Origin of the sequence: Streptomyces sp. NPDC029041, from assembly GCF_040637515.1 — a bacterium.
GTDB lineage: Bacteria > Actinomycetota > Actinomycetes > Streptomycetales > Streptomycetaceae > Streptomyces.
In genome coordinates this window covers 646,162-667,651 of sequence record NZ_JBEZWO010000002.1, presented here as the reverse complement: position 1 = coordinate 667,651, position 21,490 = coordinate 646,162, and the positions used below count along the sequence as shown (strand labels likewise).

The following is a 21,490-nucleotide window of genomic DNA, read 5'->3' as shown; positions in this document are numbered from 1 at the left end:
ACCGCGCCGAGCACACTCGCGTCTGAAGGAGTACGGGCGCACGGCTCACCCCTGTGCGCCCGGCCAGCCGCGGGCCCGACCGGCCCGACCGAACGAGAGGGACCGCTCCATGGCCGCGAGCCGCCGACGCCGCACCGCAGCCGTCGCCGCCACCCTGGCGGCCGTCGCGCTGACCGCCGGACTCACCACCGGCTGCGCCGCCGTCGACAAGGCACTGGACTGCGTCCAGACCGCCGACGCCATCGCCGACAGCGTCACGGAACTCCAGCAGGCGGTCGACAGCGCGGCGGGCGACCCCACCCAGCTCGACGAGTCCCTCGACTCCATCGACGAGAACCTCGGCAAGATCGGCGACAAGACCGACAACGCGGACGTCGGCAAGGCCGTCGACGACCTGAACAAGGCCGTCGACAACGTCCGCGCGTCGATCAAGAACGGCGACGAGACGCCCGACATCAGCCCGGTCACCGACGCGGCGGGTGAGTTGACGAAGGTGTGCACGCCGTAGCACTGCGGGGCGGTGGCCGGGCGCGGGTGCGTCGTGGCGGCCCGCGCAGTTCCCCGCGCCCCTGACGGGGCGCGATCCTGCCCGGCGATACTGGGCCCATGAGTCGCCTGATCCTCGCCACCCGTAACGCCGGAAAGATCACCGAACTTCGCGCGATCCTCGCCGAAGCCGGGCTGCCCCACGAACTCGTCGGCGCCGATGCCTACCCCGACATCCCCGACGTCAGGGAAACGGGCGTGACGTTCGCCGAGAACGCCCTCCTCAAGGCCCACGCACTGGCCCGGGCCACGGGCCTGCCCGCGGTCGCCGACGACTCCGGCCTCTGCGTCGACGTCCTCAACGGCGCCCCCGGCATCTTCTCCGCCCGCTGGGCCGGCCGCCACGGCGACGACAAGGCCAACCTCGACCTCCTGCTCGCCCAGCTCTCCGACATCGCCGAGGAACACCGCGGAGCCCACTTCGCCTGCGCGGCGGCCCTGGCCCTGCCCGACGGCACGGAAAGGGTGGTCGAGGGCCAACTCCGCGGCACCCTCCGCCACGAGCCCACGGGCTCCGGCGGCTTCGGCTACGACCCGATCCTCCAGCCGGACGGCGAATCGCGCACCTGCGCGGAGCTGACTCCCCAGGAGAAGAACGCGATCAGCCACCGGGGGAAGGCGTTCCGGGCGTTGGTGCCGGTGGTGCGGGAGCTGTTGGGCTGAAGAGCCAGGCAAGCACATGGAAAGGGCGCGGCGCCCAGCTGGGCGCCGCGCCCTGGTGTGGGGCCGACGAGACTCGAACTCGCACTGTCCACTACCTAAAAGTGGTGCCTCCTGCCAAAATTGGGCTACGGCCCCACGTACACCTTACTGGTCCTCAGCGACCGGCTGCGGCGGGAGGGTAAGACCGCGCGAACCTCTGGAATGTGTTCTCGTCTGGCTGTGGCAAGACGGGCAGAGATAGCGCAGGTTCTCCCGGCGGTTGTCGAGGCGGTCGCCGTTGATGTGATCAATCTCCAGGACCAGCCTTCTGCCCTGCCATCTGTCCCCGGTTCCGCACTCGGCGCAGGCATGCGGTACGCCGAGGTCGTCAAGGGCGCGCCTGAGCAGGACCGTCTTTGTACGGGGGCGTCCGGGAGGGCGCCGGACCAAAATCTCGGCTGGTGGTTTGCGGTTCGGGGAACGGCTACCCCGGTAGTGTCCCTGCCCGGTGAAGTGGGCGACCGACAGGCCGTGTGCTTCGATGCTGCGTTTCACGAGCGCACGAGCCGCACCGCTGCCGCTTCGGCCGAGGGCGGCGACGACTCCGGCCACACTCGTCGCGGACTCCACCGCAGCCGCCAGTTCAGCGCGAGCAAGGAGGCCAGGGCCGTACCTGCGCCCGCTGGTGAAGTGTGAGGTGTCGATCCCGAACTTGTCCAACTGCTTCCTGATGTGGCCGTACGGGCTGTCGCGTGAGGGGAGACCCAGGTACTCCAGCATCTCCCTGATGCTGTTCGAATGGGCGGCGGCTTCGCTGAGCAGCTCTCGCGGGTACCGGCGCCGCTCTCGATCCGGCAGAGGCACTTCACGGAAGTGGGAGGTGTCGATGCCGTAGTGCCGGAGCCGCTTGCTGAGATAGCAGCGAGGTCCGCTTCCCATCGGCGCTCCCAGCATGTGCATCAGGTCGACCATGCTGGTCGCCTCGGCGGCAGTCCGAGTCAAGAGCTCCCGTGTGTACTTCGGCTTCTTCATGTGGCGGCCCTCCGCCTGCGGCCCCGGTAAGTGTCCGTCACGGCATGACAGTTGGGGCAGAGCAACTGAAGGTTCCCCGGGCGGTTGTCCCACCAGTCGCCGTTGATGTGGTCGACCTCAAGCCGGAGGGGCTTGTCGTTCCATCTGGGTCCAGTGCCACACAACGCGCAGCACTCCGGCACTCCGACAAGGAGCAGATGCCGAAGCAGTCGCCTCCCCGGGATCCTGCCTGCCTGTGGTGTCCCGAGGCTGAGCAGGTCTCCTCGGGCGCGCCTGGACCCTGGCGATGGTGTCGCGAAGTGGGATGTGTCGATGCCCAGCGCCGCGATGCGGCGTCCGATGTGCGTGTGGTTGCCCCCGACCGGGTTGATGCCCAGGCGGCGAAGCACCTCTTTGACGCTGGTCGAGACCGCCACGACCTCTCGGAGTCTCTCTTCGGTGTGCCGGGCCCACCGCGCCGGGAAGTGTGAGACGTCCACGCCCGCTTCGGCCATCTTCTGGCGCAGATAGCGTCTGCTGCCGGGGGTGGGTGTGCCACCGCACCAACGGACGGCGTCGTCCCAGTTCGCTGTTGTCCGGGCTGCTTCTTCCAGTAGCTCGCGGGTGTACCTGGCCCCCATGAACCGCCCCTCCGTCCCCGACCACCCGTTCGTGGTCTCGCACGGAGTAACGAACCGTTTATCGGACCGTCACGCCCGAAATGCGGGCGGGATGCGGAACGGCTCGTACCGGAGGTTCACCGGTACGAGCCGCTCTCGGGAACGATCAGTGGGGTCTCAGACCCCCAGGTCCTTGATGATCTTGGCTACGTGGCCCGTCGCCTTGACGTTGTACAGGGCGCGTTCGACCTTGCCCTCCTCGTCCACGACGATCGTGGAGCGGATGACGCCGACGACCGTCTTGCCGTACAGCTTCTTCTCGCCGAAGGCGCCGTAGGACTCCAGCACCTGCTTGTCCGGGTCGGCCAGCAGCGTGACCCTCAGGGACTCCTTCTCGCGGAACTTGGCCAGCTTCTCCGGCTTGTCGGGGGAGATGCCGATGACGTCGTAGCCCGCGCCCGCCAGCAGCTCCAGGTTGTCCGTGAAGTCGCAGGCCTGCTTCGTGCAGCCCGGGGTGAGTGCGGCCGGGTAGAAGTACACGATGACCTTGCGGCCCTTGTGGTCCGCCAGGGACACCTCGGTGCCGTCGGCGTCGGGCAGGGTGAAGGCGGGGGCCACGTCCCCCGGCTGGAGTCGCTCGCTCATCCGGCCAGGGTAACCGGGGGTGCTGACAGTGTGATGAGCCGTGGAGCTGACAGACTGTCCCCCACAGGCTTCACACCGACTTCGAAAGGCGACACGGTGGCGGACACGGCGGACACCAGGACCCCGGCGCAGATCGAGGCGGACATCAGGCGCCGCCGCGCGACCCTGGCCGAGACCCTCGACGAGATCGGGGTGCGGGTGCACCCGAAGACGATCGTCGGGGATGCCAAGGCCAAGGTCGCGTCCAACATCGATCACACCCTCGGGCGGGCCTACGTGGAGGTGAACCGGGCCGTCACCGGTGTGCGCGCCCGGTTCGTGGACGAGGAGGGCGCGCCCCGGCTCGAGCGGGTCGTGCCCGTCGCGCTCGTCGTGGTGGGAGTGGTCGGGCTGCTCGCGGTCAGCACCCGGCGGCGCAAGGGCTGACCCGACTGCGTACCTCGGCGGGAGACAGGTAGGTTTCAGGGCGTGAGCGCCAAGAGAAACGAGCAGAGCACCCATCCGGACAAGCTGCCCATCCGGATGCTGCACGACCGCGTACTCGTGCGGCAGGACACCAGCGAGGGCGAGCGGCGTTCCGGCGGCGGCATCCTGATCCCCGCCACGGCGGCGGTCGGCCGGCGGCTGGCGTGGGCCGAGGTCGTCGCGGTGGGGCAGAACGTGCGGACCGTGGAGGCGGGTGACCGGGTGCTGTTCGACCCGGAGGACCGCGCCGAGGTCGAGGTGCGGGGGATCGCGTACGTGCTGATGCGCGAGCGTGATCTGCACGCCGTGGCCGCGGACCGGTTCGAGGGCGCCGAGGACTCGACGGGCCTGTACCTGTAGGGCTGTAGCGCCCAGGTCGTGGCGAAGGGGCCGGTGACGGTGGTCACCGGCCCCTTCGCCACGACCTTTGCTACGTTGGAGGCAACCCCCGACGAGACGCGCCGTACCGGGATCAAGGCAAAGACGACGCACCGACACCGTCAGCCCGTTTCCCGGAGGTGCCCGTCGTGGCCTGGTTCCTGCTCGTCGTCGCCGGTCTGCTCGAGGTGGGGTGGTCCGTCGGCATGAAGTACACAGACGGGTTCACGCGTCCGCTGCCCAGTGTGCTCACCGGCGCCGGCATCGTGGCGAGCATGCTGCTGCTGTCGCAGGCGGCCAGGACCCTGCCCATCGGTACCGCCTACGGCGTGTGGGTGGGGATCGGCGCGGCCGGGGCGGCGGTGTTCGGGATGGCGGTGCTGGGTGAGCCGGCGACCGCCGCCCGGATCTTCTTCGTGTGCCTGCTGCTGGTCGCCGTGGTGGGGCTGAAGGCGACCAGCGGTCACTGAGCCGTCGCCCGGCTACTCGCGGCGTGCGCCCTGGGGGACCACGCCCCAGCCGGGGCCGGTGGGGCCGCCCGTCGCGCCGCCGTCGGTGGTGTCGCCGCCCCCGCCCTCGGTCGTGCCGCCGCCGGTCGCGCCCCCGTCCGTCGTGCCGCCGTCGGTGGTGCCGCCGTCCGCCGTGCCGCCGCCGGTGGGGGACTGGCCGCCGGTGCCGCCGTCGGTGGTGCCGCCGTCGGTCTGGCCCTCGGTCTGCCCCTCGGGGGCGCTGGGGCTCTGCTCGGGCGCCTGGGTGCCGGTCTCCTCGCCGCCGGTGGTCGTGCCGCCGTCGGTGGTGGCGGAGGCGCTCGGGTCGGCCGGGGCCTGGCTGCTGGGGGCCTGCGAGACGTCGGATCCGGGCTGGAGCCTGAGGTCGAACTCCTTGACGGGCTTGCCCTTGAGGGCGTCCTGGGTGAACTGCGTCCAGATCTCGGCGGGTGCGCCGCCGCCGTTGATGCGGGGCAGGCCCATGGCGCGGTACAGCGACTTGTGGGCGGCGGTGACCGGGTCCTGGCCCATGACGGAGACGACGGTGGCGAGGTCGGGGGTGTAGCCCGCGAACCAGGCCGCGGTGTCCTCCTCGGCGGTGCCGGTCTTGCCGGCGACGGGGCGGCCGGCGGCCTGCGCGGCGGAGGCCGTGCCGTTCTGGACGACGCTCTGCAGCATCGAGGTGGTGGTGTCGGCGGCCTCGCGGCTGACGGCCTGCCGGGTGCGCCGTTCGGGCAGCTCGATGGGCGTGCCCTCCTTGGTGACCTTGTCGACGATCGTGTACGTGCCGTGCCGGCCGTGGTTGGCGAGGGTGGCGTAGGCCTCCGCCATGTCGAGGACGCTGGCCGTGGCGGTGCCGAGCGCGATGGCGGGGCCGTCGGCGAGGTCGGGGGTGGCCTCGGGGATGCCGAGGTCGATCGCGGTCTGCTTGACCTCGGCGGGGCCGACGTCGGCGGCCATCTGCGCGTACACCGAGTTCACGGAGCTGTCGGTGGCCTCGGTGACGGTGATGTCGCCGTAGGAGCGCTGGTCCTCGTTCTCGGGGGCGTAGGGGTCGCCGGTCCAGCCCTGGACGGGGCGCTTGTTGGTGCCGTCGTAGATGGTGTTCGGGGTGATGACGCGGCCGTCCTGCGTCTCGGAGTGGTTCTCGACGGCGGCGGTGAACACGAAGGGCTTGAAGGTGGAGCCGACCTGGAAGTCCCTGCGGGTGGCGTTGGGGGTGTACTGCTTGACGTAGTCGATGCCGTTGTACATCGCCACGACCTTGCCGGTCTTGGGGTCGACGGAGGCGCCGCCGGCGCGGACGTAGGTGTCGACCTTGTTGTTCTTCTTGTCGAGCTTGGACATCAGCTTGTCGTTGACGGCCTTCACGAACGCGTCCTGCTTGTCCTTCTGCAGGGTCGTGGTGATGCGGTAGCCGCCGGCGTCGAGCTTGCTCTCTTCGATGATCTTGTTCTGGGTCAGGTAGTCCTTGACGATCCGGACGATGTAGCCGCGCTGGCCGGACATGCCGGTGGAGAGGGTGGACTCCTTCGGCACGGGGAACTTCATGCCGGTGCGCTCCGAGGCGCTGAGCCAGCCCTTCTTGACCATGCCGTCCAGGACGTAGTTCCAGCGGGACTCGGCGGCCTTGCGGTTCTCGGGGTGGGCGACGACGTCGAACTGGCTGGGCGCGTTGACGAGCGCGGCGAGGTAGGCGGCGCGGGCCGGGTCGAGGTCCTTGGCGTCCATGCCGTAGTAGGCCTGGGCGGCGGCCTGGATGCCGTAGGCGTTGCGGCCGAAGTAGCTGGTGTTGAGGTAGCCCTCGAGGATGTGGTCCTTGCTGACCTCGCGGTCCAGCTTGATCGCGATGAAGAACTCCTTGGCCTTGCGCGTGACGGTCTGTTCCTGGCGCAGGTAGTAGTTCTTCACGTACTGCTGGGTGATGGTCGAGCCGGACTGCTTGCCCTTGCCGAGGGCGGTGTTCCAGGCGGCGCGGACCATGGCCTTGGGGTCGACGGCGGACTCCGTGTAGAAGTCGCGGTCCTCGGCGGCCAGGATCGCGTGCTGGGCGTCCTTGGAGATCTGCGGGAGGGTGACGTTCTCCCGGTTGACCTCGCCGTCGCGGGCGATCACGGAGCCGTCCGCGTAGAGGTAGACGTTGGCCTGCTTGGTGGCGAGCGCGTTGGCCGGTGGGATCTTCACCAGCGAGTAGCCCAGGAAGAAGCCGCCGGCCAGCAGCAGCACGACGACGATGAGGCCGCCGAGCGTCATGCGCCAGGTCGGGATCGCCCGGCGCCAGCCGGTCCGCTTCGGCTTCCCGGCCGCCGTGCCCGCGGGCGTGCCCGGGTCGCCGTCGGCGTCCGTCTGCGGCTCTCTCGATGCCCAGCCCGGATTCGGCTGCTGCGGCTGAGGCTCGTCACTCATGTCGTGCACGGACTCCTGTTTCGCGTCGTACGTCGTTCCGTACGTCTCTGCTCGCTCTTGCGCCCCTGTGGTGAAGACTGTCCCATCCGTTGATCAGTTCCCTGATCGAGGGCCGGGCTGTGAGCCGTGCGGTGAGGCGGGCCGCGTGCGGGCGGGTGCGCGGGCGGGCACAGGGCCAAACGCGGTGCTCCGCACTCCTGCCCGAATCGTGATCCCGCCTGCGTGTCGTTCGCCCGAAGGGGGACCCGGCCGTGGATCGCGACGGCTCCCACGTTCCGCCCGGCCGGCACCGCCGTCACGCTGCTCGCCCCGGCCACGGCGCCAGGGTCTGTTGCGAAAGCGGCGTCGTCGCCCGAAGGGCGCGGACGCAACGGATCGTACCGTCTGGGCCGGTGCGCACTCGCCCCGCGGCGCTCCCGCCGCCCCCCGAAAATGCGTGGCACGCCCGTTCAGCGGGCCACTAGGCTCCTGCGCTTCGGTGCCGGGCGGCGAGGAGGGCTGTGGATGTGGGCTCGGGACGGTTGTACGCGGCCGTCGCGGCGGGGGGTTTCAGGCGGTACGCGACGTATCGGGCGGCCACGCTGGCCGGGGTGTTCACCAACACGGTCTTCGGCGTCATCCTCGTCCACACCTATCTGGCCCTGTGGGACCAGAGGCCGCATCTCGGGGGGTACGACCAGGCGCAGGCGGTGACCTACGTCTGGCTGGGTCAGTGCCTCTACGCGACGCTGGCGATCCAGGGCGGGGGAGCCGAGAAGGACCTGATGGACCGCATCCGCACGGGTGAGATCGCCGTCGATCTGTACCGGCCGGCCGATCTTCAACTGTGGTGGCTGGCGGGGGACGTGGGGCGGGCGTTGTTCCAGATGCTGGGGCGGGGTGTGGTCCCGTTCCTGTTCGGCGCGCTCTTCTTCCCGATGGCGCTGCCGACGTCGGTCACCCCGTGGGCGGCCTTCGTGGTCACGTTGCTGCTGGCGGCGCTCGTGAGTTTCGCGATCCGCTATCTGGCGGCGCTGAGCGTGTTCTGGCTGCTCGACGGCATGGGCGTCAACCAGGTGCTGGTGATCACGGGGATCTTCTTCTCGGGCATGGTGCTGCCGCTGAACGCCTTCCCGGGTGTGTTCGGCGAGGTGGTGCGGGTGCTGCCGTGGGCGGCGCAGATCCAGATGCCGGCGGACGTGCTGATGGGGGAGACGGACCCGCTGCGGGCGTTCGCCTTCCAGGCGGCGTGGGCGGTGGCGCTGCTGGCGGCGGGGCGGCTGCTGCAGTCGGCGGCGACGCGGCGGGTGGTGGTGCAGGGTGGCTGAGGGCGGTGTCCTGCGGGAGGGGGTGCGGGCCTACCGGCTGATCGCCGGGATGTGGGTGCGCTCCAGCATGGCCTACCGGACCTCCTTCGTCGTCACGGTGTTCGGCAACCTGACGGTGACCGCCCTGGACTTCGTGGGGATCCTGCTGATGTTCTCGCAGGTCGACTCGCTGGGCGGCTGGTCGCTGCCCGAGGTGGCCTTCCTCTACGGGCTGTCGGCGACGTCGTTCGGGATCGCCGATCTGGTGCTCGGCTCGATGGACGTGCTGGGTGCCCGGATGCGTGACGGCTCGTTCGACACGCTGCTGGTGCGTCCGGTGCCGGTGCTGGCCCAGGTCGGCGCCGACCGGTTCGCGCTGCGCCGGCTGGGCCGGATCACCCAGGGCGCGGTGGTGCTGGGCTGGGCGCTGGTGTCGGTGGACGTCGACTGGAGCGCGGCGAAGGTGCTGCTGGTGCCGGTGATGGTGGTCAGCGGCGCGGCGATCTTCTCGGCGGTGTTCGTGGCGGGCGCGGCCTTCCAGATCTACGCCCAGGACGCCGCCGAGGTGCAGAACGCGTTCACCTACGGCGGGACGACGCTGTTGCAGTATCCGCCGTCGGTGTTCGGCAAGGACCTGGTGCGGGGCGTGACCTTCATGCTGCCGCTGGCCTTCGTCAACTGGGTGCCCGCCGCCCATGTGCTGGGGCGGCCGTACCCGGTCGCCCTGCCCGGCTGGGCGGCGTTCGCCTCGCCGGTGGTGGCGGTGGCGTGCTGTGCGCTGGCCGGGCTGGCGTGGCGGACGGGGCTTCGTTCCTACCGGAGTACAGGGAGTTGAGTTGACCGGGTCGGAGAGCGGGTTCGGCGGACCGCGGAGCGGGTTGCCCGAACAGCAGAGCGGGTTCATCGAAGTCGACGGTGTCGAGAAGGTCTTCGAGGTGCGCAAGAAGACCGGCTTCATGAAGCGGGAGCGGCGGCAGGTGCGGGCCGTCGACGCGATCTCCTTCCGTGTGGAACGCGGTGAGATGGTCGGCTACATCGGCCCGAACGGCGCCGGCAAGTCCACCACGATCAAGATGCTGACCGGCATCCTCACGCCCAGCGCGGGCCGGCTGCGGGTGGCCGGCATCGACCCCTCCCGGGAGCGGACGCGCCTGGCGCACCGGATCGGCGTGGTGTTCGGGCAGCGCACCACGCTGTGGTGGGACCTGCCGCTGCTGGACTCCTACCGGCTGATGCACCGCATGTACCGGATCCCGGACGCCCGTTACCGGGAGAACCTCGACCGGCTGGTCCAACTCCTGGACATGGGCGACCTGCTGGACGTGCCGGTGCGCCAGCTCTCCCTCGGCCAGCGGATGCGCGGTGACATCGTGGCGGCGCTGCTGCACGACCCGGAGGTGCTGTACCTCGACGAGCCGACCATCGGTCTCGACGTCGTCTCCAAGTCGAAGGTGCGGGACTTCCTGCGGGAGTTGAACGCCGAGCGCGGCACGACGGTGCTGCTGACGACGCACGACCTGCAGGACATCGAGCAGTTGTGCCGGCGGGTGATGGTCATCGACCACGGGCGCCTGATGTACGACGGTCCGCTCGCCGGGTTGCACGAGGCGGGGGACAGCGAGCGGATCCTGGTCGTGGACCTGGAGCGGGAACTGCCGCCGATCGAGGCGCCGGCGCCCGCGCGGGTCGTGCGGGTGGACGGTCCGCGGCAGTGGCTGGCGTTCCCGGCGGGGGAGTCGGCGGCTCCGCTCGTGGCGCGGATCGCCGCCGCGTACCCGCTGGTGGACCTGTCGGTGCGGGAGCCGGACATCGAGGCGGTGATCGCGAAGATGCTGCACACGTCGGGGGACACCCCCGGGAGCCCGCCGGATCAGGCCGAGCGGGCGATCTCGTAGCCCCCGGCGCGGTGAACTCGTAATCTGCTGTGTATGACCGACGACGCCGTCCCGGACCTTCGCGCCTCCGACGCCGACCGTGAGCAGGTCGCCGAGATCCTGCGGGACGCCCTCGCGGAGGGGCGCCTGGACATGGAGGAGTTCGAGGAGCGGCTGGACGCGACGTACAAGGCGCGCACCTATGGGGAGTTGGCGCCGATCACCCGGGACCTGCCGGCCGCGGGTGTCACCGTGCCGTCGGTGTCCCTGACGAAGGACGCGGCCGCCGGGCCGGACTGGTCCGGGCGGATCGTCGGCGGCGAGGGCACCTCCACGTGGGCCGTCGCCGTCATGTCCGGCTTCCAGCGCAAGGGGCACTGGACGATGCCCCGGCGGTTCACCTGCCTCGCCTTCTGGGGCGGCGGGGAGATCGACCTGCGCGAGGCGTCCTTCGCGGACCGCGAGGTCGAGATCAACGCGATCGCGATCATGGGCGGGGTGGATGTGATCGTGCCGCCCGGGGTCGAGGTCGTCGTCCGCGGCATCGGCGTCATGGGCGGTTTCGACCACGGCGAGGAGGGCGTGCCGGGCGAGCCGGGCGCACCGCGGGTGATCGTGACCGGGTTCGCGCTGTGGGGCGGCGTGGGGGTCCAGCGCAAGCTGACCCGCGCGGAGAAGCTGCGGGTCCGTGAGGAACGCCGCCAGGAGAAGCTGGAGCGGCGGGCGGAGCGGGCGCAGCTGGACGAGCGGCCCCGCCGGCACCGGCACGGCGGACACTGAGGCCCGGCGGCCGGTCGGCCGCCGCGGCTCGGCGCGTGAGCGCCGCCCCGGCAGCGGTGTGCCCGCCGTCTGCGGCAGACGGCGGGCACAGGGCGGGAAGGGCTACAGCTCCGCCGGCGCCGACCCCTTCAGCGTCGACAGGTCGAAGGACTCCGCCATTCGCGCGTACCCCTTGTCGCTGGGGTGCAGATGGTCGCCCGAGTCGTAGTCGGGCCGAAGCCGCCGCGGGTTGTACGGGTCGCGCAGCGCCTGGTCGAAGTCGGCCACGGCGTCGTACACCCGCCCGGCGCGGATCTGCGCGTTGATGGCCTGGCGGACCTGCTCACGTGCTTCCGTGTACCCGCGGTGCCCCTGGAACGGCATCAGCGTCGCCCCGACGACCTTCACGCCGCGCGCGTGGGCCTGTCCCACCAGCGTGCGCAGCCCGGTGAGGACCGCGTTCGGGTCGGCCAGGCGCGGGTTGCGCAGGATGTCGTTGACGCCGAGGTCGATGACGACGACCTTGACGTTCGTCCGCTCCAGCACGTCCCGGCCGAAGCGGTTCAGGCCGCTGGGGTTGTCCGCGGGGCGGCCCAGGCCGTCGGTGAGGACCTGGTTGCCGCTGATGCCCTGGTTGACCACGCTGTAGCGGGGCAGGTCCCGCCCGGAGGCGATCTCGGAGCGCAGCCGGTCGGACAGCACGTCGGTCCAGCGGCTGTTGGTGTCGGGCGTGGAGGTGATGCCGTCCGTCAGGGAGTCGCCGAGGGCGACGACCGTGCCGTCGGACTCGTTGCTCAGCACGTCCAGCGCCGTCAGGTAACGCCAGGAGCCGGTCCGCTCGGTGTACGGCGTGCCCGTGGCGTCCTGCGCGTGGTCGCCCTGGGCGACGTAGGAGGTCTGCCGGGCGTGCCGGTGGTAGGTCACCGGGCCGGAGCTGGTGGGCGTGTAGGTGGTGATCAGGACGTCGGAGTCGTGCGGGACGACGACCCGTACCGCGTCGCTCATGACCTGCCGGCCGGGCGGGACGACGACCGTGGGGCCGCCGCCGAAGGTCAGCTGCCGCATGGTGTCGGCGAGTGCGGCCGGCGTGCCGCTGCCCGCGGAGACGGCGATCGTCGCCCGCGTGATGCTCAGCGGCGACTGGCCGTAGAGATTGGAAAGCGTGACGCGGGCACTCGTACCGCCGACGCTGGTGTGGACGACGTTGCGTACCGAACGGTCCGCCATGCCCGTGGTCTCGGTGCCGGGTTCGGCGGCGGAGGGAGATGCGGACCAGGTGCCGACCCAGGTGCCGGTGGAGGCGGGGGCGGCGGAGTTGTGGGGGGCGCGGCCGTCGCCGAGGGCGTTGCGGATGCGCAGGCCGTCGTCGGACGCCACGCCGACGTATATGGCGGTGGAAAGGCCCACGATCGCTGCGACGACCAGGGCCAGGAGGGCGTAGCCACGTCCTCGGGTCATGCTGTTCAGTTCTCCTCGGGCGATGGGAGCCCAAGGCTCCGATCTGATGTGCCCATGATGCGGCATGGGCCGGGGGAAGCTCACAGCACCCCGTGGCATTACCCCTTCCGACAGACGCCGGGAACTGCTGTTCCGTTCCAGGAGTCGGTCAGGAAGGGACAATGTGTGTGCGGGATCACCGAGCGGGTGGAGCGGATGGAACAGACGAAAGCAGCGGAAAAGGGTGCCGGTGCCGGAGGGCAGCATGCCCGCCCCGGCGCCGCCGTGAACCGCGCGATGACGACCTTCAGCCCTGCGGACCAGGAGAAACAGCGCGGCGTACGCCGAATGAAGCTCACCGCCACGGGACTTCTCGTGTTCGTGGCGCTGGTCTACGTCCTGTCCACCTGGGCGCACAACTCCGGCGCCGGGACCTGGGCGGCCTATGTCGCCGCCGCCTCCGAGGCCGGCATGGTCGGCGCGCTCGCCGACTGGTTCGCCGTCACCGCCCTCTTCCGCCACCCCCTCGGCATCCCCATCCCGCACACCGCGATCATCCCCACCAAGAAGGACCAGCTCGGCGTCTCCCTGGGCGAGTTCGTCGGCGAGAACTTCCTCTCCGAGGACGTCGTACGGCAGCGGCTGCGCGCCGTCGGCATCGGCAGCCGCCTGGGCGCCTGGCTCGCGGTCCCCGAACACGCCGACCGGGTCACCGCCGAGCTGTCCACCGCCCTGCGCGGCGCCCTGACGGTCCTGCGCGACTCCGACGTGCAGGCCGTCGTCGGTGAGGCCATCACCCGCCGTGCGAACGCCCAGGAGATCGGACCCGGCATCGGCAAGATGCTGGAGAAGGTCGTCGCCGACGGCGGTCACAAACGCGTCGTCGACCTGATCGTCACCCGAGCGCACGACTGGCTCGTGCTGCACCGCGACGAGGTGATGGACGCCGTGGAGGGCGGTGCCCCGGGCTGGACGCCGAAGTTCGTCGACCGGAAGGTCGGCGAGCGCGTCTACCGGGAACTGCTGCGCTTCGCCACCGAGATGCGCGACATGCCCGGCCACCCGGCGCGCAGCGCCCTGGACCGCTTCCTCAGCGACTTCGCGGGCGACCTCCAGTCCGACACCGACACCCGCGCCCGCGTCGAGCGGCTCAAGGGCGAGGTCCTGGGCCGCGGCGAGGTCCAGGACCTCATCGCCAGCGCCTGGACGGCCGTACGATCCATGATCGTCTCGGCGGCCGAGGACGAGCGCAGCGAGCTGCGGCTGCGGGTACGGGCGTCCCTGCTGTCGCTGGGCTCCCGGATGGCGCGCGAGCGCAAGGTGCAGGACAAGGTCGACCAGTGGGTGGAGGACGCAGCCGTCTACGTCGTCACCACCTACCGCAAGGAGATCACCTCCCTGATCACCGACACGGTGGCGAGCTGGGACGCCGAGCACACCACGAAGAAGATCGAGGCCAACATCGGGCGCGACCTGCAGTTCATCCGCATCAACGGCACGGTCGTCGGCTCGCTGGCCGGGCTGCTGATCCACACGGTGTCGCACGCGCTGGGCGCGTGAAGCCCCGGGCGTAAGAGAAGCCGGTCAGGGCACCCGACGGGGGTTCCGCTCGAAGAGGAGGGGGCCCATGACCACCGCCCAGGCCGACACCGGCCACACCGTGACCACCGACATCCCAGCCCGTCTCGACCGCCTCCCGTGGTCACGCTGGCACTGGACGATCGTCATCGGTCTCGGCACCGTGTGGATCCTCGACGGACTCGAAGTCACCGTCGTGGGCAACATCGCCGGCCGCCTGTCGGAGCCCGGCAGCGGCCTGCCCATCACGTCCGGCGAGGTCACCGGTATGGCAGCCGCCCTGTACGTGGCGGGTGCCTGCCTGGGCGCGCTGTTCTGGGGGCGTCTGACCGACAAATGGGGGCGTAAAAAACTCTTCATGATCACCCTGGCGGTCTACCTGGCCGCCACGGCCCTCACCGCCATCTCCTTCGACACCTGGTGGTTCTTCCTCTTCCGGTTCCTCACCGGCTTCGGCATCGGCGGCGAGTACGCGGCCATCAACTCCGCGATCGACGAACTGATCCCCAAGGAGTACCGCGGCCGCACCGACCTGATGATCAACGGCAGCTTCTGGCTGGGCGCGGTCTTCGGCTCCCTGCTGTCGATCGTCGCGCTGGACACGGACGTCTTCGCGGCGAACGTCGGCTGGCGCCTCACCTTCGCACTCGGCGCGGTCCTCGCCCTGGTGATCCTCCTGGTCCGCCGGCACGTGCCCGAAAGCCCGCGCTGGCTGCTGATCCACGGCCGCGACGACGAGGCGGAACGCCTCGTCTCCTCCATCGAGAGCAAGATCGAGGAGGAGAGGGGTGAGCCGCTGCCCCGCCCCGAGGGCGAGATCACCATCCACCAGCGCCGCAGCGTCTCCTTCATCGAGATCGGCCGCACGGTCTTCTCCGACTACCGCAAGCGCGCGATCCTCGGCTTCTCCCTCTTCATCGGCCAGGCGTTCCTCTACAACGCGATCACCTTCGGCTTCGGCGCGATCCTGACGACGTTCTTCGACGTCCCGAGCGGCAGCACCGGCTACTACTTCGCGGTCATCGCCATCGGCAACTTCTTCGGCCCGCTGTTCCTCGGCAAGCTCTTCGACACGGTCGGCCGCCGCATCATGATCTCCGGCACGTACATCCTGTCCGGCCTGCTCCTGTTCGGCACGGCCTGGCTCTTCGACCAGGGCTCCCTGAGCGCGACCACGATGACGGCCTGCTGGTGCGCGGTGCTGTTCTTCGCCTCGGCCGGCGCGTCCAGCGCCTACCTGACGGTCTCCGAGGTCTTCCCCATGGAGACCCGGGCGATGTCGATCGCGTTCTTCTACGCCATCGGCACCGCGGCCGGCGGCATCAGCGGCCCGCTGCTGTTCGCCAAGCTCACGGAATCCGGAGTCGTCGGCGACACGGTCCTGGCGTTCTCGATCGGCGCGACGCTGATGTGCCTGGCCGGCCTGGTGGCGGCCCTCCTCGCGGTGAAGGCGGAACGCCGCTCCCTGGAGGACATCGCCAAGCCGCTGACGGCGGCGGAGCAGAAGACGACGGTGTAGCGGCCTGAGGCGGGCGGGACCGGCTCCGGTTCATGACGACCGGGGCCGGTCCCGCCCGCACTCACGTCCGTCCCGGGCCGGTCCCGCCCGCGCTCACGTCCGTCCCGGGCCGGTCCGCGTCACCCGGCCCGCCCGTACGTGCCCGTACCCAGCAGCTCCGGCAGCGGGTTGACCAGGCCACCGGAGGGCGAGTGCCGCTGCGCGGAGGGCCCGGACGGCCACACCGCCGGACAGTGCGTGCCCTTGCGCGGCGTCCTCAGGGTCACGAGGTAGGTGTCGATGGCGTCCCGCGCACACGGGCTCAGCCAGTAGTCGCCGTGGCCCACACCGTCGTACGTGAGGAACACGGCCTCCTGCCCGATCTGCCGGGCGGCGTTGGCGCCCCAGGAGTACGGGGTGGCCGGGTCGAAGCGGCTGTTGGTCATCAGGATCGGCGGAGTTCCCTCGACGTCCAGCCGGCGCTGCGGGTTGCGCACCTCGGAAGGCCAGTCCTGGCAGCCGTTCTGGACGGTCCAGCCGAGAGGGCTGAGCCGGGTCACGGGCGCGAGCCGGCCCAGTTCACGCTCGAAACGGGCCAGGGTGCGGTAGGAGGACACACCGAAGTCGTAGTCCTGGCACATCACCGAGTTGAACGGGTACTCCATCGGCTCCCCGTACGTCCGCGCGAACCGCGCCGCCGCCCCGGCGGCACCGGCGTCCAGGTCGGCGAGCATCCGGGCGAACCCGAACCAGCCAGCCGGGTCGTACATGCTGCCCAGGGCCACGGACTGGAGGTCCTGGGGCGTGATGGCCTGCGGCGGGTCCCCCGGCACCACCAGGTCACCGGCCTCCGCACGCTTGTAGAGCGAGGTGAACACGGCCCGGGCGTCCCGGCCGTGCAGCGCGCAACCCGCGGTACGGGCGCACCAGTCGGCGAACTGGCCGTACGACTGCTCCACCCCGACGGCCTCGGTCTTCTGGAAGCCCCACGGACCCAGGCTGTGGTCCATGTTGGAGTCGAGCGTCATCGCCCGGATGCGGTGCGGGTAGCGCTCGGCGTACTGCTGGCCGATCGCGGTGCCGTAGGAGACGCCGTAATAGCTGATCCGCCGCTCGCCGAGACCGGCGCGGATCGCCTCCATGTCGCGGACGACGCTGCCGGTGTCCATGTGGTCGGCGAGCGGGCCCGACAGTTCGCGGCAGCTCTCGCCGAGCGCGCGGTTGGCCTTGCGGAGGGCGGCGAAGGAGGCGGCGCTGTCCGGGTAGAGCAATGCGTTCTGGGTCATCACCCGGTCCTCGTCGCACCGCACCGGGGTGCTGCGGGCGACACCGCGCGGGTCGAACCCCACGATGTCGAACCGCGCGAGCAGCTCGGAGGAGAAGCTGCTGGGGGCGCTGAACGCGAAGTCCACGCCCGAACCGCCCGGCCCACCGGGGTTGACCAGCAGTGAACCGATCCTGCGGGCGGGGTCGGTGGCCCGGTGCCGGGCGAGGGCCAAGTCGAGGGTGCTCCCCTTCGGCCGCTTCCAGTCCACGGGCACCTTGACCGTGGCGCACTCGAAGACGCCCTCGCCCCCGCCGGACGGCGACTCGCAGGGCGCCCAGGCTATGCGGCCGGGTAAGCGGGGGGCGGGGGACACGGCCGTGTCCCCGGCCGAGGGCGCGGCGACCGCGGTCCCGCTGATCAACTGCCCGAACAGCGCGGTGGCCAGTGCTCCTACGGCCAGTCTCCCGCGCCGTCGTATGACGCGCGGGGCCGGTGGGGTGTGGGACGGCACGGATGTTCCTCCATGGATCAGGAGTTCACAGTTGGATCACACCCTTTCTCCAACTCCCGTGCAGTACAAGGGACATGACGGCCAGCCGTGGCCGGACCGCTTCGGCCGCGCGAATCCCCGACAGGAACTGCGCTATAGTTGATCTGTGTCCAGCCGCCGGAACTCCGGTAGCGGGACGATGCGTTGGTGGTCCAAGGAAAGACGCCCCACTTCCTGTGGGGAAATGCAGGTGCAAGGCCTGCCCGGCGCTCCAACAAGAACCCGGCCCTGGGATTCAGGGCCGGGTTCTTTCGTGGTGTCTGCCGAGGTGAGCCGGTGTGCCTGCCGAGGCGAGCCGTTGTGTCTGCCGAGGTGAGCCGGTCGGCGTGCCCCGGCTCACCGGGATCAGCCGGTCAGCCGCGCCGGTCCGCGACCGCCCACGACGCCAGCCCCACGGCCCCCGCCACACCGAACACGGCAGGCCAGGCACCCACCTTCCTCGCCAGCGGATGAGATCCCGCGAAGGCGGCGAGGTAGGCGGCCGACAACGCCCCCGCGGCAACCCCGCCGGCCTGCTGCCGCCACTGCCGGGCGGCCGCCACACCGGCCACGGCGAGCACGACCCCGCCGAGCGGCCGCTGCCGGGTCCAGCGGGCCACGCCGTACCCGCCCACGAGCCCGCTCGCGGCGACCACCGCACTGGGAACCTTCGCCATACCTGCCTCCTGCGTCGTACACCTGTTCAAGATCCCGAGGCTAGCCCGCAGACTCGCGGAACCCGAACCTGAGCCTGGGCTTGTCAAGTTTCCTCCTCCGAGCTATATAAGAAGACGTAAACCGTATGGCATCGCACCCACGGCACCTGAAGAGAGGAGTGACCCGTGATGCTCATGCGCACGGACCCCTTCCGTGAGCTCGACCGACTCACCCAGCAGGTCTTCGGCCCCGCCACCACCCGCCCGACGGCGATGGCGATGGACGCCTACCGCTCGGGGGAGGACTTCTTCGTCCACTTCGACCTCCCCGGCATCGACCCCGAGACGATCGAGCTGGACGTCGAGCGCAACGTCCTCAACGTCCGAGCCGAGCGCAGGTCCCCCGCCCCCGAGGGCGCGGAATCCATCGTGGCCGAGCGCCCCACCGGCACGTTCACGCGCCAGCTGTTCCTCGGCGACACACTCGACACGGAGCGCATCGACGCCTCCTACGAGGCCGGCGTCCTGACCCTGCGCATCCCGGTGGCCGAGCAGGCCAAGCCGCGCCGCATCCAGATCTCGGGCGGCGACACGCGCAGGCAGCTCAGCAGCTGACCACACCGCACACCACAGGTACGTCGCGCCGCCGGTACGAGCTCCCGGCGGCGCGACACCCCCCACGCACCCCCTCGCACACACCCGGAGGAAAACCCCGCACATGAGCACGCCGACGGTGCCCCGTGTGACGACGAGCCGCGCCCCTCACACCGCCGCTGCCGCGGCCGAGGACGGCTGGCCCCAACTGGTCGATGCGGTCCGGGAGTCGGGCCTCTACCCCACCCGGACGAAGGCGGAACAGGTCACCCGTACCGTCCTGGCCGCCCTCGGCACCCACGTCACCGGCGACGAACGCGTCGACCTGGCCCGCGCCCTGCCCCCGGAGGCCGCCCGGCTGATCGCTTCCCAGATCCCGGCCACACACCGCCTCACGGCCGCACGATTCGTCGACGAGGTCGCCTCACGCACGCCTGGGGCGACGCCCGCCACGGCCCGCTGGGACGTCAGCTCCGTCCTGAGCGCACTGCCACCCCTCGTCGGCGACGACCTGGTCACCCGCATCCTGGCCCAACTCCCCACCGGCTACGCCCTCCTGTTCGGCCGGGCGGACCTGACCCCGGCTCCGTAGTCTTCTGAAGACGGACGACGGCCACCGTCCCGGTCACGGACCGGCGGTGGCCGTCACGGTGCCCGACCCGCTGCCGCCAGGAGCCTCCTTGACCCGTACGACGTGGACCACCCTCACCACTCCGGACGGCACGCGCCTCGCCCACACGGACCACCGCCCTGCCGGGGACCGGGCGTCCGCCTTCCTCCTCCTGCACGGTCTGGCGGGCCACCAGGGCGAGTGGGACACCCTCGCCGCGCAACTGTCCGCCGACGGCCACCGCGTGGTGACGTACGACGTCCGAGGCCACGGCGCCAGTACCCGCACACCGGCGACCACGACCCGCGAGGCGCACGTCCAGGACGCCGTGGCCCTCATCCGGCAACTGGACCTGGCCCCGGTGATCCGGGCAGGGTCTGGGTCGGCGACCGCCCGGACTTCTCGGGCGGCGACGCGAACGTCCTCTGGATCCCGCCGGGCTGGTCCGGGCTGAGCCTGCTGGTGCGGGGGGCTGCGGGACCGAAGGCTTCGGAGCTGCGCGTGCTGCGGCTGGAGTCGTCCGACTCGGAAGGCAGGCCGTAAAGCAGGCCGGTCACCGCGCTGCAGGCATGTTGCCGTCGCGCCAGTCGGTCACGCGCTTGCGGATGCCGGCGACCATGGGGAGTCCGTCGACGTCTGCGGGATCGAACCACCGGACGTCGGTGGACTCCTCGGACACGGCCAATTGCCCGGACACGGGGCGAGCGAGGAAACAGATGGAGAACTCCTGCCGCACCTCGCCGTCGTCGTAGGCGAAGACGTGGCGGGGATTGGTGTAGGTCCCGACGATGCCGATGATCTCGACATCGAAGCCAGTCTCCTCGCGGGTCTCTCGTACCGCGCACTCCGGCAACGACTCACCGATGTGCATCGTGCCACCTGGCAGCGCCCACATGCCGTTGTCTCGTCGGCGCTGAAGCAGGATGCGCCCGGCGTCGTCGACAACGACGACGGAAGCGGCCGGAACCAGACTGTTTGCAGCGGGGGCATCGGGGGCGTCCTCGTAGTCGCGCCTACCCATTGCATTCCTCTCCCCATACCGGAGTGCCTCGGGCCCACAGTTCTTCGACGTGTGAAGCGAAACGGTCGAACATGCCGTCGTCCTGGTGACGACGCAGATGCAGCGTAGGAGCATCGTGGCCGACACTGTGCGTCAGCAGGGGCGTCACAATCATGTCGTCATCGAAGCGGAAGACGGACAGGTGCGCGTGCCCATCGCTGTACCTCGCGTCGATACCTGGCTGACTTCTGATCTTCTCCAACTCGGAGAGTGTCACGCGGATTCTCGTGGACAGTGTGAGCGCAACAGCCTCCTCTTGTTCCCGGGACCGGGTGAGCTCGCTGTCAGGCTCGCCCAGCAGGAAGCGCACTCGACACCCCTGAGCGGCTTTGCGCTGTAATGCCACGCCGAGTCGGGCCTGCTCCAGCCACAAGAAGTAATTGGTGTAACCGGCGAACGTCAGTTCCCGCTCGGCCTTGGTGATCAACGATCGCCACAGTGAAGCCGGACAACCGGACCGGTACGGGTACACGGAGACGACCTCTCGGTCTGGGCCGACCTTGATCGCCTTCTTTGCGGCGGCAGGCCACAACACTGCCTCATCCTCCCCGAGCGCCTCGCAGACGTCCCACCGATGCCGGGCGTGGGGGACGCGCCCGGCTTGGGTGAGCCATCGGCCGACGGTCTTGATGTCGACTCCGCACTTCTCGGCTAACTGCCGGTCCGTCATTCGGGCTTGAAGCATGGCACGGCGTAGCGCTTCGTTCACGAGTGCTCCCGGGGACGCTAGGGACGTTTTCAAAGGTGAGCCAACTTCGTGTCTAACGGTCAGGGGACGGAGTAGGAACGCACCATCGGGGGCGGAAGTGTGGTGGACGCATGACGAGCAGACCCCCGCGACCGTGGCGACGGTCCGGGGGCGCGGCCACCAACGAGAAGGGTTGATGACATGGCCCACGGTATCGCCGGACTCCTCGAACCATTGCTGCGGTTCTTGTTTCGCGCTTCAGGGCGCCACAGAGCCCCTGGTTCACGTCGCGTGACGCGATCGCAGGACACAGCGCTTGCCTCTCACCGATGCCCGCCTGCGCTCCGGGGCGAGGACATCGGCCTCGTCCGCCCCTATCTCGTCGCCCACGAGCGCCGTGAGAAGGAACGTCGACGGCGATCGCGGCGGCGAACGCTCGTGGTCGTCACGTGC

23 protein-coding genes, 1 tRNA gene and 1 riboswitch are annotated in these 21,490 nt (G+C 70.3%); of the genes, 14 read left to right on the top strand and 10 right to left on the bottom strand.

From position 1 onward, the window contains the following. The first annotated feature begins 109 nt into the window (after positions 1–109). Both AB0F04_RS06615 and rdgB read left to right on the top strand, forming a co-directional pair. Positions 110–508 (top strand): hypothetical protein, encoded by a 399-nt coding sequence (locus tag AB0F04_RS06615; protein ID WP_362038432.1) that lies wholly within the window; start codon positions 110–112, stop codon positions 506–508. Between the two features lie 98 nt (positions 509–606). Continuing rightward, positions 607–1,209 carry an RdgB/HAM1 family non-canonical purine NTP pyrophosphatase gene (rdgB, locus tag AB0F04_RS06610; protein WP_362038429.1) on the top strand — a complete coding sequence of 201 codons (603 nt, stop codon included), beginning with the start codon at positions 607–609 and terminating at the stop codon, positions 1,207–1,209. 58 nt (positions 1,210–1,267) lie between these two features. On the opposite strand, the gene AB0F04_RS06605 is transcribed toward rdgB, so the two are convergent. The 4 genes from AB0F04_RS06605 to bcp form a co-directional block, all read right to left on the bottom strand. Beyond that, positions 1,268–1,344, bottom strand: a tRNA-Leu gene (locus tag AB0F04_RS06605). 9 nt (positions 1,345–1,353) lie between these two features. Continuing rightward, entirely contained in the window at positions 1,354–2,220 is an 867-nt protein-coding gene (locus tag AB0F04_RS06600) for an HNH endonuclease (RefSeq protein ID WP_362038427.1), read from the bottom strand. Beyond that, positions 2,217–2,840: an HNH endonuclease gene (locus tag AB0F04_RS06595; RefSeq protein WP_362038426.1), complete on the bottom strand. Its 624-nt coding sequence runs from the start codon at positions 2,838–2,840 to the stop codon at positions 2,217–2,219. The genes AB0F04_RS06600 and AB0F04_RS06595 overlap by 4 nt, the downstream gene beginning before the upstream one ends. 156 nt (positions 2,841–2,996) lie before the next feature. Then, entirely contained in the window at positions 2,997–3,464 is a 468-nt protein-coding gene (gene bcp / locus AB0F04_RS06590) for a thioredoxin-dependent thiol peroxidase (RefSeq protein ID WP_362038424.1), read from the bottom strand. A 96-nt stretch (positions 3,465–3,560) separates the two neighbouring features. Between bcp and AB0F04_RS06585 the strand changes: the two genes are divergently transcribed. The 3 genes from AB0F04_RS06585 to AB0F04_RS06575 all read left to right on the top strand — a co-directional run bounded on the left by AB0F04_RS06585 (position 3,561) and on the right by AB0F04_RS06575 (position 4,777). Further along, a complete protein-coding gene (locus AB0F04_RS06585; protein WP_362038421.1) occupies positions 3,561–3,890 on the top strand; it encodes a DUF3618 domain-containing protein in 330 nt (109 codons plus the stop codon). A gap of 42 nt (positions 3,891–3,932) precedes the next feature. Beyond that, positions 3,933–4,289, top strand: coding sequence for a co-chaperone GroES (locus AB0F04_RS06580; RefSeq protein ID WP_104779699.1), 357 nt, complete (start codon positions 3,933–3,935; stop codon positions 4,287–4,289). A gap of 64 nt (positions 4,290–4,353) precedes the next feature. After that, positions 4,354–4,422, top strand: a riboswitch (guanidine-III (ykkC-III) riboswitch). A gap of 34 nt (positions 4,423–4,456) precedes the next feature. Next, positions 4,457–4,777 carry a multidrug efflux SMR transporter gene (locus AB0F04_RS06575; RefSeq protein WP_362038418.1) on the top strand — a complete coding sequence of 107 codons (321 nt, stop codon included), beginning with the start codon at positions 4,457–4,459 and terminating at the stop codon, positions 4,775–4,777. Positions 4,778–4,789: 12 nt separating this feature from the next. Here AB0F04_RS06575 and AB0F04_RS06570 read toward each other — a convergent pair whose 3' ends face one another. After that, complete coding sequence (locus AB0F04_RS06570) at positions 4,790–7,201, bottom strand: transglycosylase domain-containing protein (RefSeq protein WP_362038417.1); 2,412 nt, start codon at positions 7,199–7,201, stop codon at positions 4,790–4,792. A gap of 521 nt (positions 7,202–7,722) precedes the next feature. On the opposite strand from AB0F04_RS06570, the gene AB0F04_RS06565 reads away from it, so the two are divergent. From AB0F04_RS06565 to AB0F04_RS06550, 4 genes are read left to right on the top strand one after another with little or no spacing between them, the layout of a single operon-like run. Beyond that, on the top strand, positions 7,723–8,508 hold the full coding sequence (locus AB0F04_RS06565; protein WP_362038697.1) for an ABC-2 family transporter protein: 786 nt from the start codon (positions 7,723–7,725) through the stop codon (positions 8,506–8,508). Next, positions 8,501–9,322 carry an ABC transporter permease gene (locus AB0F04_RS06560; protein WP_362038415.1) on the top strand — a complete coding sequence of 274 codons (822 nt, stop codon included), beginning with the start codon at positions 8,501–8,503 and terminating at the stop codon, positions 9,320–9,322. Before AB0F04_RS06565 ends, AB0F04_RS06560 begins: the two co-directional genes overlap by 8 nt. Before the next feature lie 43 nt (positions 9,323–9,365). Next, the gene (locus AB0F04_RS06555; RefSeq protein ID WP_362038695.1) at positions 9,366–10,382 is read left to right on the top strand and encodes an ABC transporter ATP-binding protein; all 1,017 of its coding nucleotides are present in this window, start codon (positions 9,366–9,368) and stop codon (positions 10,380–10,382) included. Positions 10,383–10,415: 33 nt separating this feature from the next. Then, positions 10,416–11,141, top strand: a complete 726-nt coding sequence (locus tag AB0F04_RS06550; protein ID WP_362038413.1) for a DUF1707 domain-containing protein — start codon at positions 10,416–10,418, stop codon at positions 11,139–11,141. Between the two features lie 102 nt (positions 11,142–11,243). Here the strand turns inward: AB0F04_RS06550 and AB0F04_RS06545 are convergent, their stop codons facing one another. Next, positions 11,244–12,578 (bottom strand): SGNH/GDSL hydrolase family protein, encoded by a 1,335-nt coding sequence (locus AB0F04_RS06545; protein WP_362038412.1) that lies wholly within the window; start codon positions 12,576–12,578, stop codon positions 11,244–11,246. A 165-nt stretch (positions 12,579–12,743) separates the two neighbouring features. On the opposite strand from AB0F04_RS06545, the gene AB0F04_RS06540 reads away from it, so the two are divergent. After that, positions 12,744–14,117: a DUF445 domain-containing protein gene (locus AB0F04_RS06540; RefSeq protein ID WP_362038410.1), complete on the top strand. Its 1,374-nt coding sequence runs from the start codon at positions 12,744–12,746 to the stop codon at positions 14,115–14,117. 67 nt (positions 14,118–14,184) lie between these two features. After that, entirely contained in the window at positions 14,185–15,654 is a 1,470-nt protein-coding gene (locus AB0F04_RS06535) for an MFS transporter (protein ID WP_362038408.1), read from the top strand. A 119-nt stretch (positions 15,655–15,773) separates the two neighbouring features. On the opposite strand, the gene AB0F04_RS06530 is transcribed toward AB0F04_RS06535, so the two are convergent. Together AB0F04_RS06530 and AB0F04_RS06525 are read right to left on the bottom strand one after the other, a co-directional pair. Then, positions 15,774–17,411 carry an alpha/beta hydrolase gene (locus AB0F04_RS06530; RefSeq protein WP_362038406.1) on the bottom strand — a complete coding sequence of 546 codons (1,638 nt, stop codon included), beginning with the start codon at positions 17,409–17,411 and terminating at the stop codon, positions 15,774–15,776. Between the two features lie 392 nt (positions 17,412–17,803). Beyond that, complete coding sequence (locus tag AB0F04_RS06525) at positions 17,804–18,106, bottom strand: hypothetical protein (RefSeq protein ID WP_362038404.1); 303 nt, start codon at positions 18,104–18,106, stop codon at positions 17,804–17,806. A 168-nt stretch (positions 18,107–18,274) separates the two neighbouring features. On the opposite strand from AB0F04_RS06525, the gene AB0F04_RS06520 reads away from it, so the two are divergent. From AB0F04_RS06520 to AB0F04_RS06510, 3 genes are all read left to right on the top strand, one after another. Then, complete coding sequence (locus AB0F04_RS06520; protein ID WP_362038402.1) at positions 18,275–18,700, top strand: Hsp20/alpha crystallin family protein; 426 nt, start codon at positions 18,275–18,277, stop codon at positions 18,698–18,700. 103 nt (positions 18,701–18,803) lie between these two features. After that, positions 18,804–19,271 carry a DUF2267 domain-containing protein gene (locus AB0F04_RS06515; RefSeq protein WP_362038400.1) on the top strand — a complete coding sequence of 156 codons (468 nt, stop codon included), beginning with the start codon at positions 18,804–18,806 and terminating at the stop codon, positions 19,269–19,271. 88 nt (positions 19,272–19,359) lie between these two features. Continuing rightward, entirely contained in the window at positions 19,360–19,743 is a 384-nt protein-coding gene (locus AB0F04_RS06510) for an alpha/beta fold hydrolase (protein ID WP_362038398.1), read from the top strand. A 99-nt stretch (positions 19,744–19,842) separates the two neighbouring features. Here the strand turns inward: AB0F04_RS06510 and AB0F04_RS06505 are convergent, their stop codons facing one another. After that, entirely contained in the window at positions 19,843–20,310 is a 468-nt protein-coding gene (locus AB0F04_RS06505) for an NUDIX domain-containing protein (protein WP_362038396.1), read from the bottom strand. Further along, positions 20,303–21,058, bottom strand: coding sequence for a DUF5919 domain-containing protein (locus AB0F04_RS06500; protein ID WP_362038395.1), 756 nt, complete (start codon positions 21,056–21,058; stop codon positions 20,303–20,305). The genes AB0F04_RS06505 and AB0F04_RS06500 overlap by 8 nt, the downstream gene beginning before the upstream one ends. Positions 21,059–21,490 lie beyond the last annotated feature (432 nt).

Excerpts from the sequence above, each read along its gene's own strand:
- AB0F04_RS06615 (WP_362038432.1), top strand. The coding sequence starts at position 110 with ATGGCCGCGAGCCGCCGACGCCGCACCGCAGCCGTCGCCGCCACCCTG.
- rdgB (WP_362038429.1), top strand. The coding sequence starts at position 607 with ATGAGTCGCCTGATCCTCGCCACCCGTAACGCCGGAAAGATCACCGAA.
- AB0F04_RS06600 (WP_362038427.1), bottom strand. The coding sequence starts at position 2,220 with ATGAAGAAGCCGAAGTACACACGGGAGCTCTTGACTCGGACTGCCGCC.
- AB0F04_RS06595 (WP_362038426.1), bottom strand. The coding sequence starts at position 2,840 with ATGGGGGCCAGGTACACCCGCGAGCTACTGGAAGAAGCAGCCCGGACA.
- bcp (WP_362038424.1), bottom strand. The coding sequence starts at position 3,464 with ATGAGCGAGCGACTCCAGCCGGGGGACGTGGCCCCCGCCTTCACCCTG.
- AB0F04_RS06570 (WP_362038417.1), bottom strand. The coding sequence starts at position 7,201 with ATGAGTGACGAGCCTCAGCCGCAGCAGCCGAATCCGGGCTGGGCATCG.
- AB0F04_RS06550 (WP_362038413.1), top strand. The coding sequence starts at position 10,416 with ATGACCGACGACGCCGTCCCGGACCTTCGCGCCTCCGACGCCGACCGT.
- AB0F04_RS06545 (WP_362038412.1), bottom strand. The coding sequence starts at position 12,578 with ATGACCCGAGGACGTGGCTACGCCCTCCTGGCCCTGGTCGTCGCAGCG.
- AB0F04_RS06535 (WP_362038408.1), top strand. The coding sequence starts at position 14,185 with ATGACCACCGCCCAGGCCGACACCGGCCACACCGTGACCACCGACATC.
- AB0F04_RS06525 (WP_362038404.1), bottom strand. The coding sequence starts at position 18,106 with ATGGCGAAGGTTCCCAGTGCGGTGGTCGCCGCGAGCGGGCTCGTGGGC.
- AB0F04_RS06520 (WP_362038402.1), top strand. The coding sequence starts at position 18,275 with ATGCTCATGCGCACGGACCCCTTCCGTGAGCTCGACCGACTCACCCAG.
- AB0F04_RS06515 (WP_362038400.1), top strand. The coding sequence starts at position 18,804 with ATGAGCACGCCGACGGTGCCCCGTGTGACGACGAGCCGCGCCCCTCAC.
- AB0F04_RS06505 (WP_362038396.1), bottom strand. The coding sequence starts at position 20,310 with ATGGGTAGGCGCGACTACGAGGACGCCCCCGATGCCCCCGCTGCAAAC.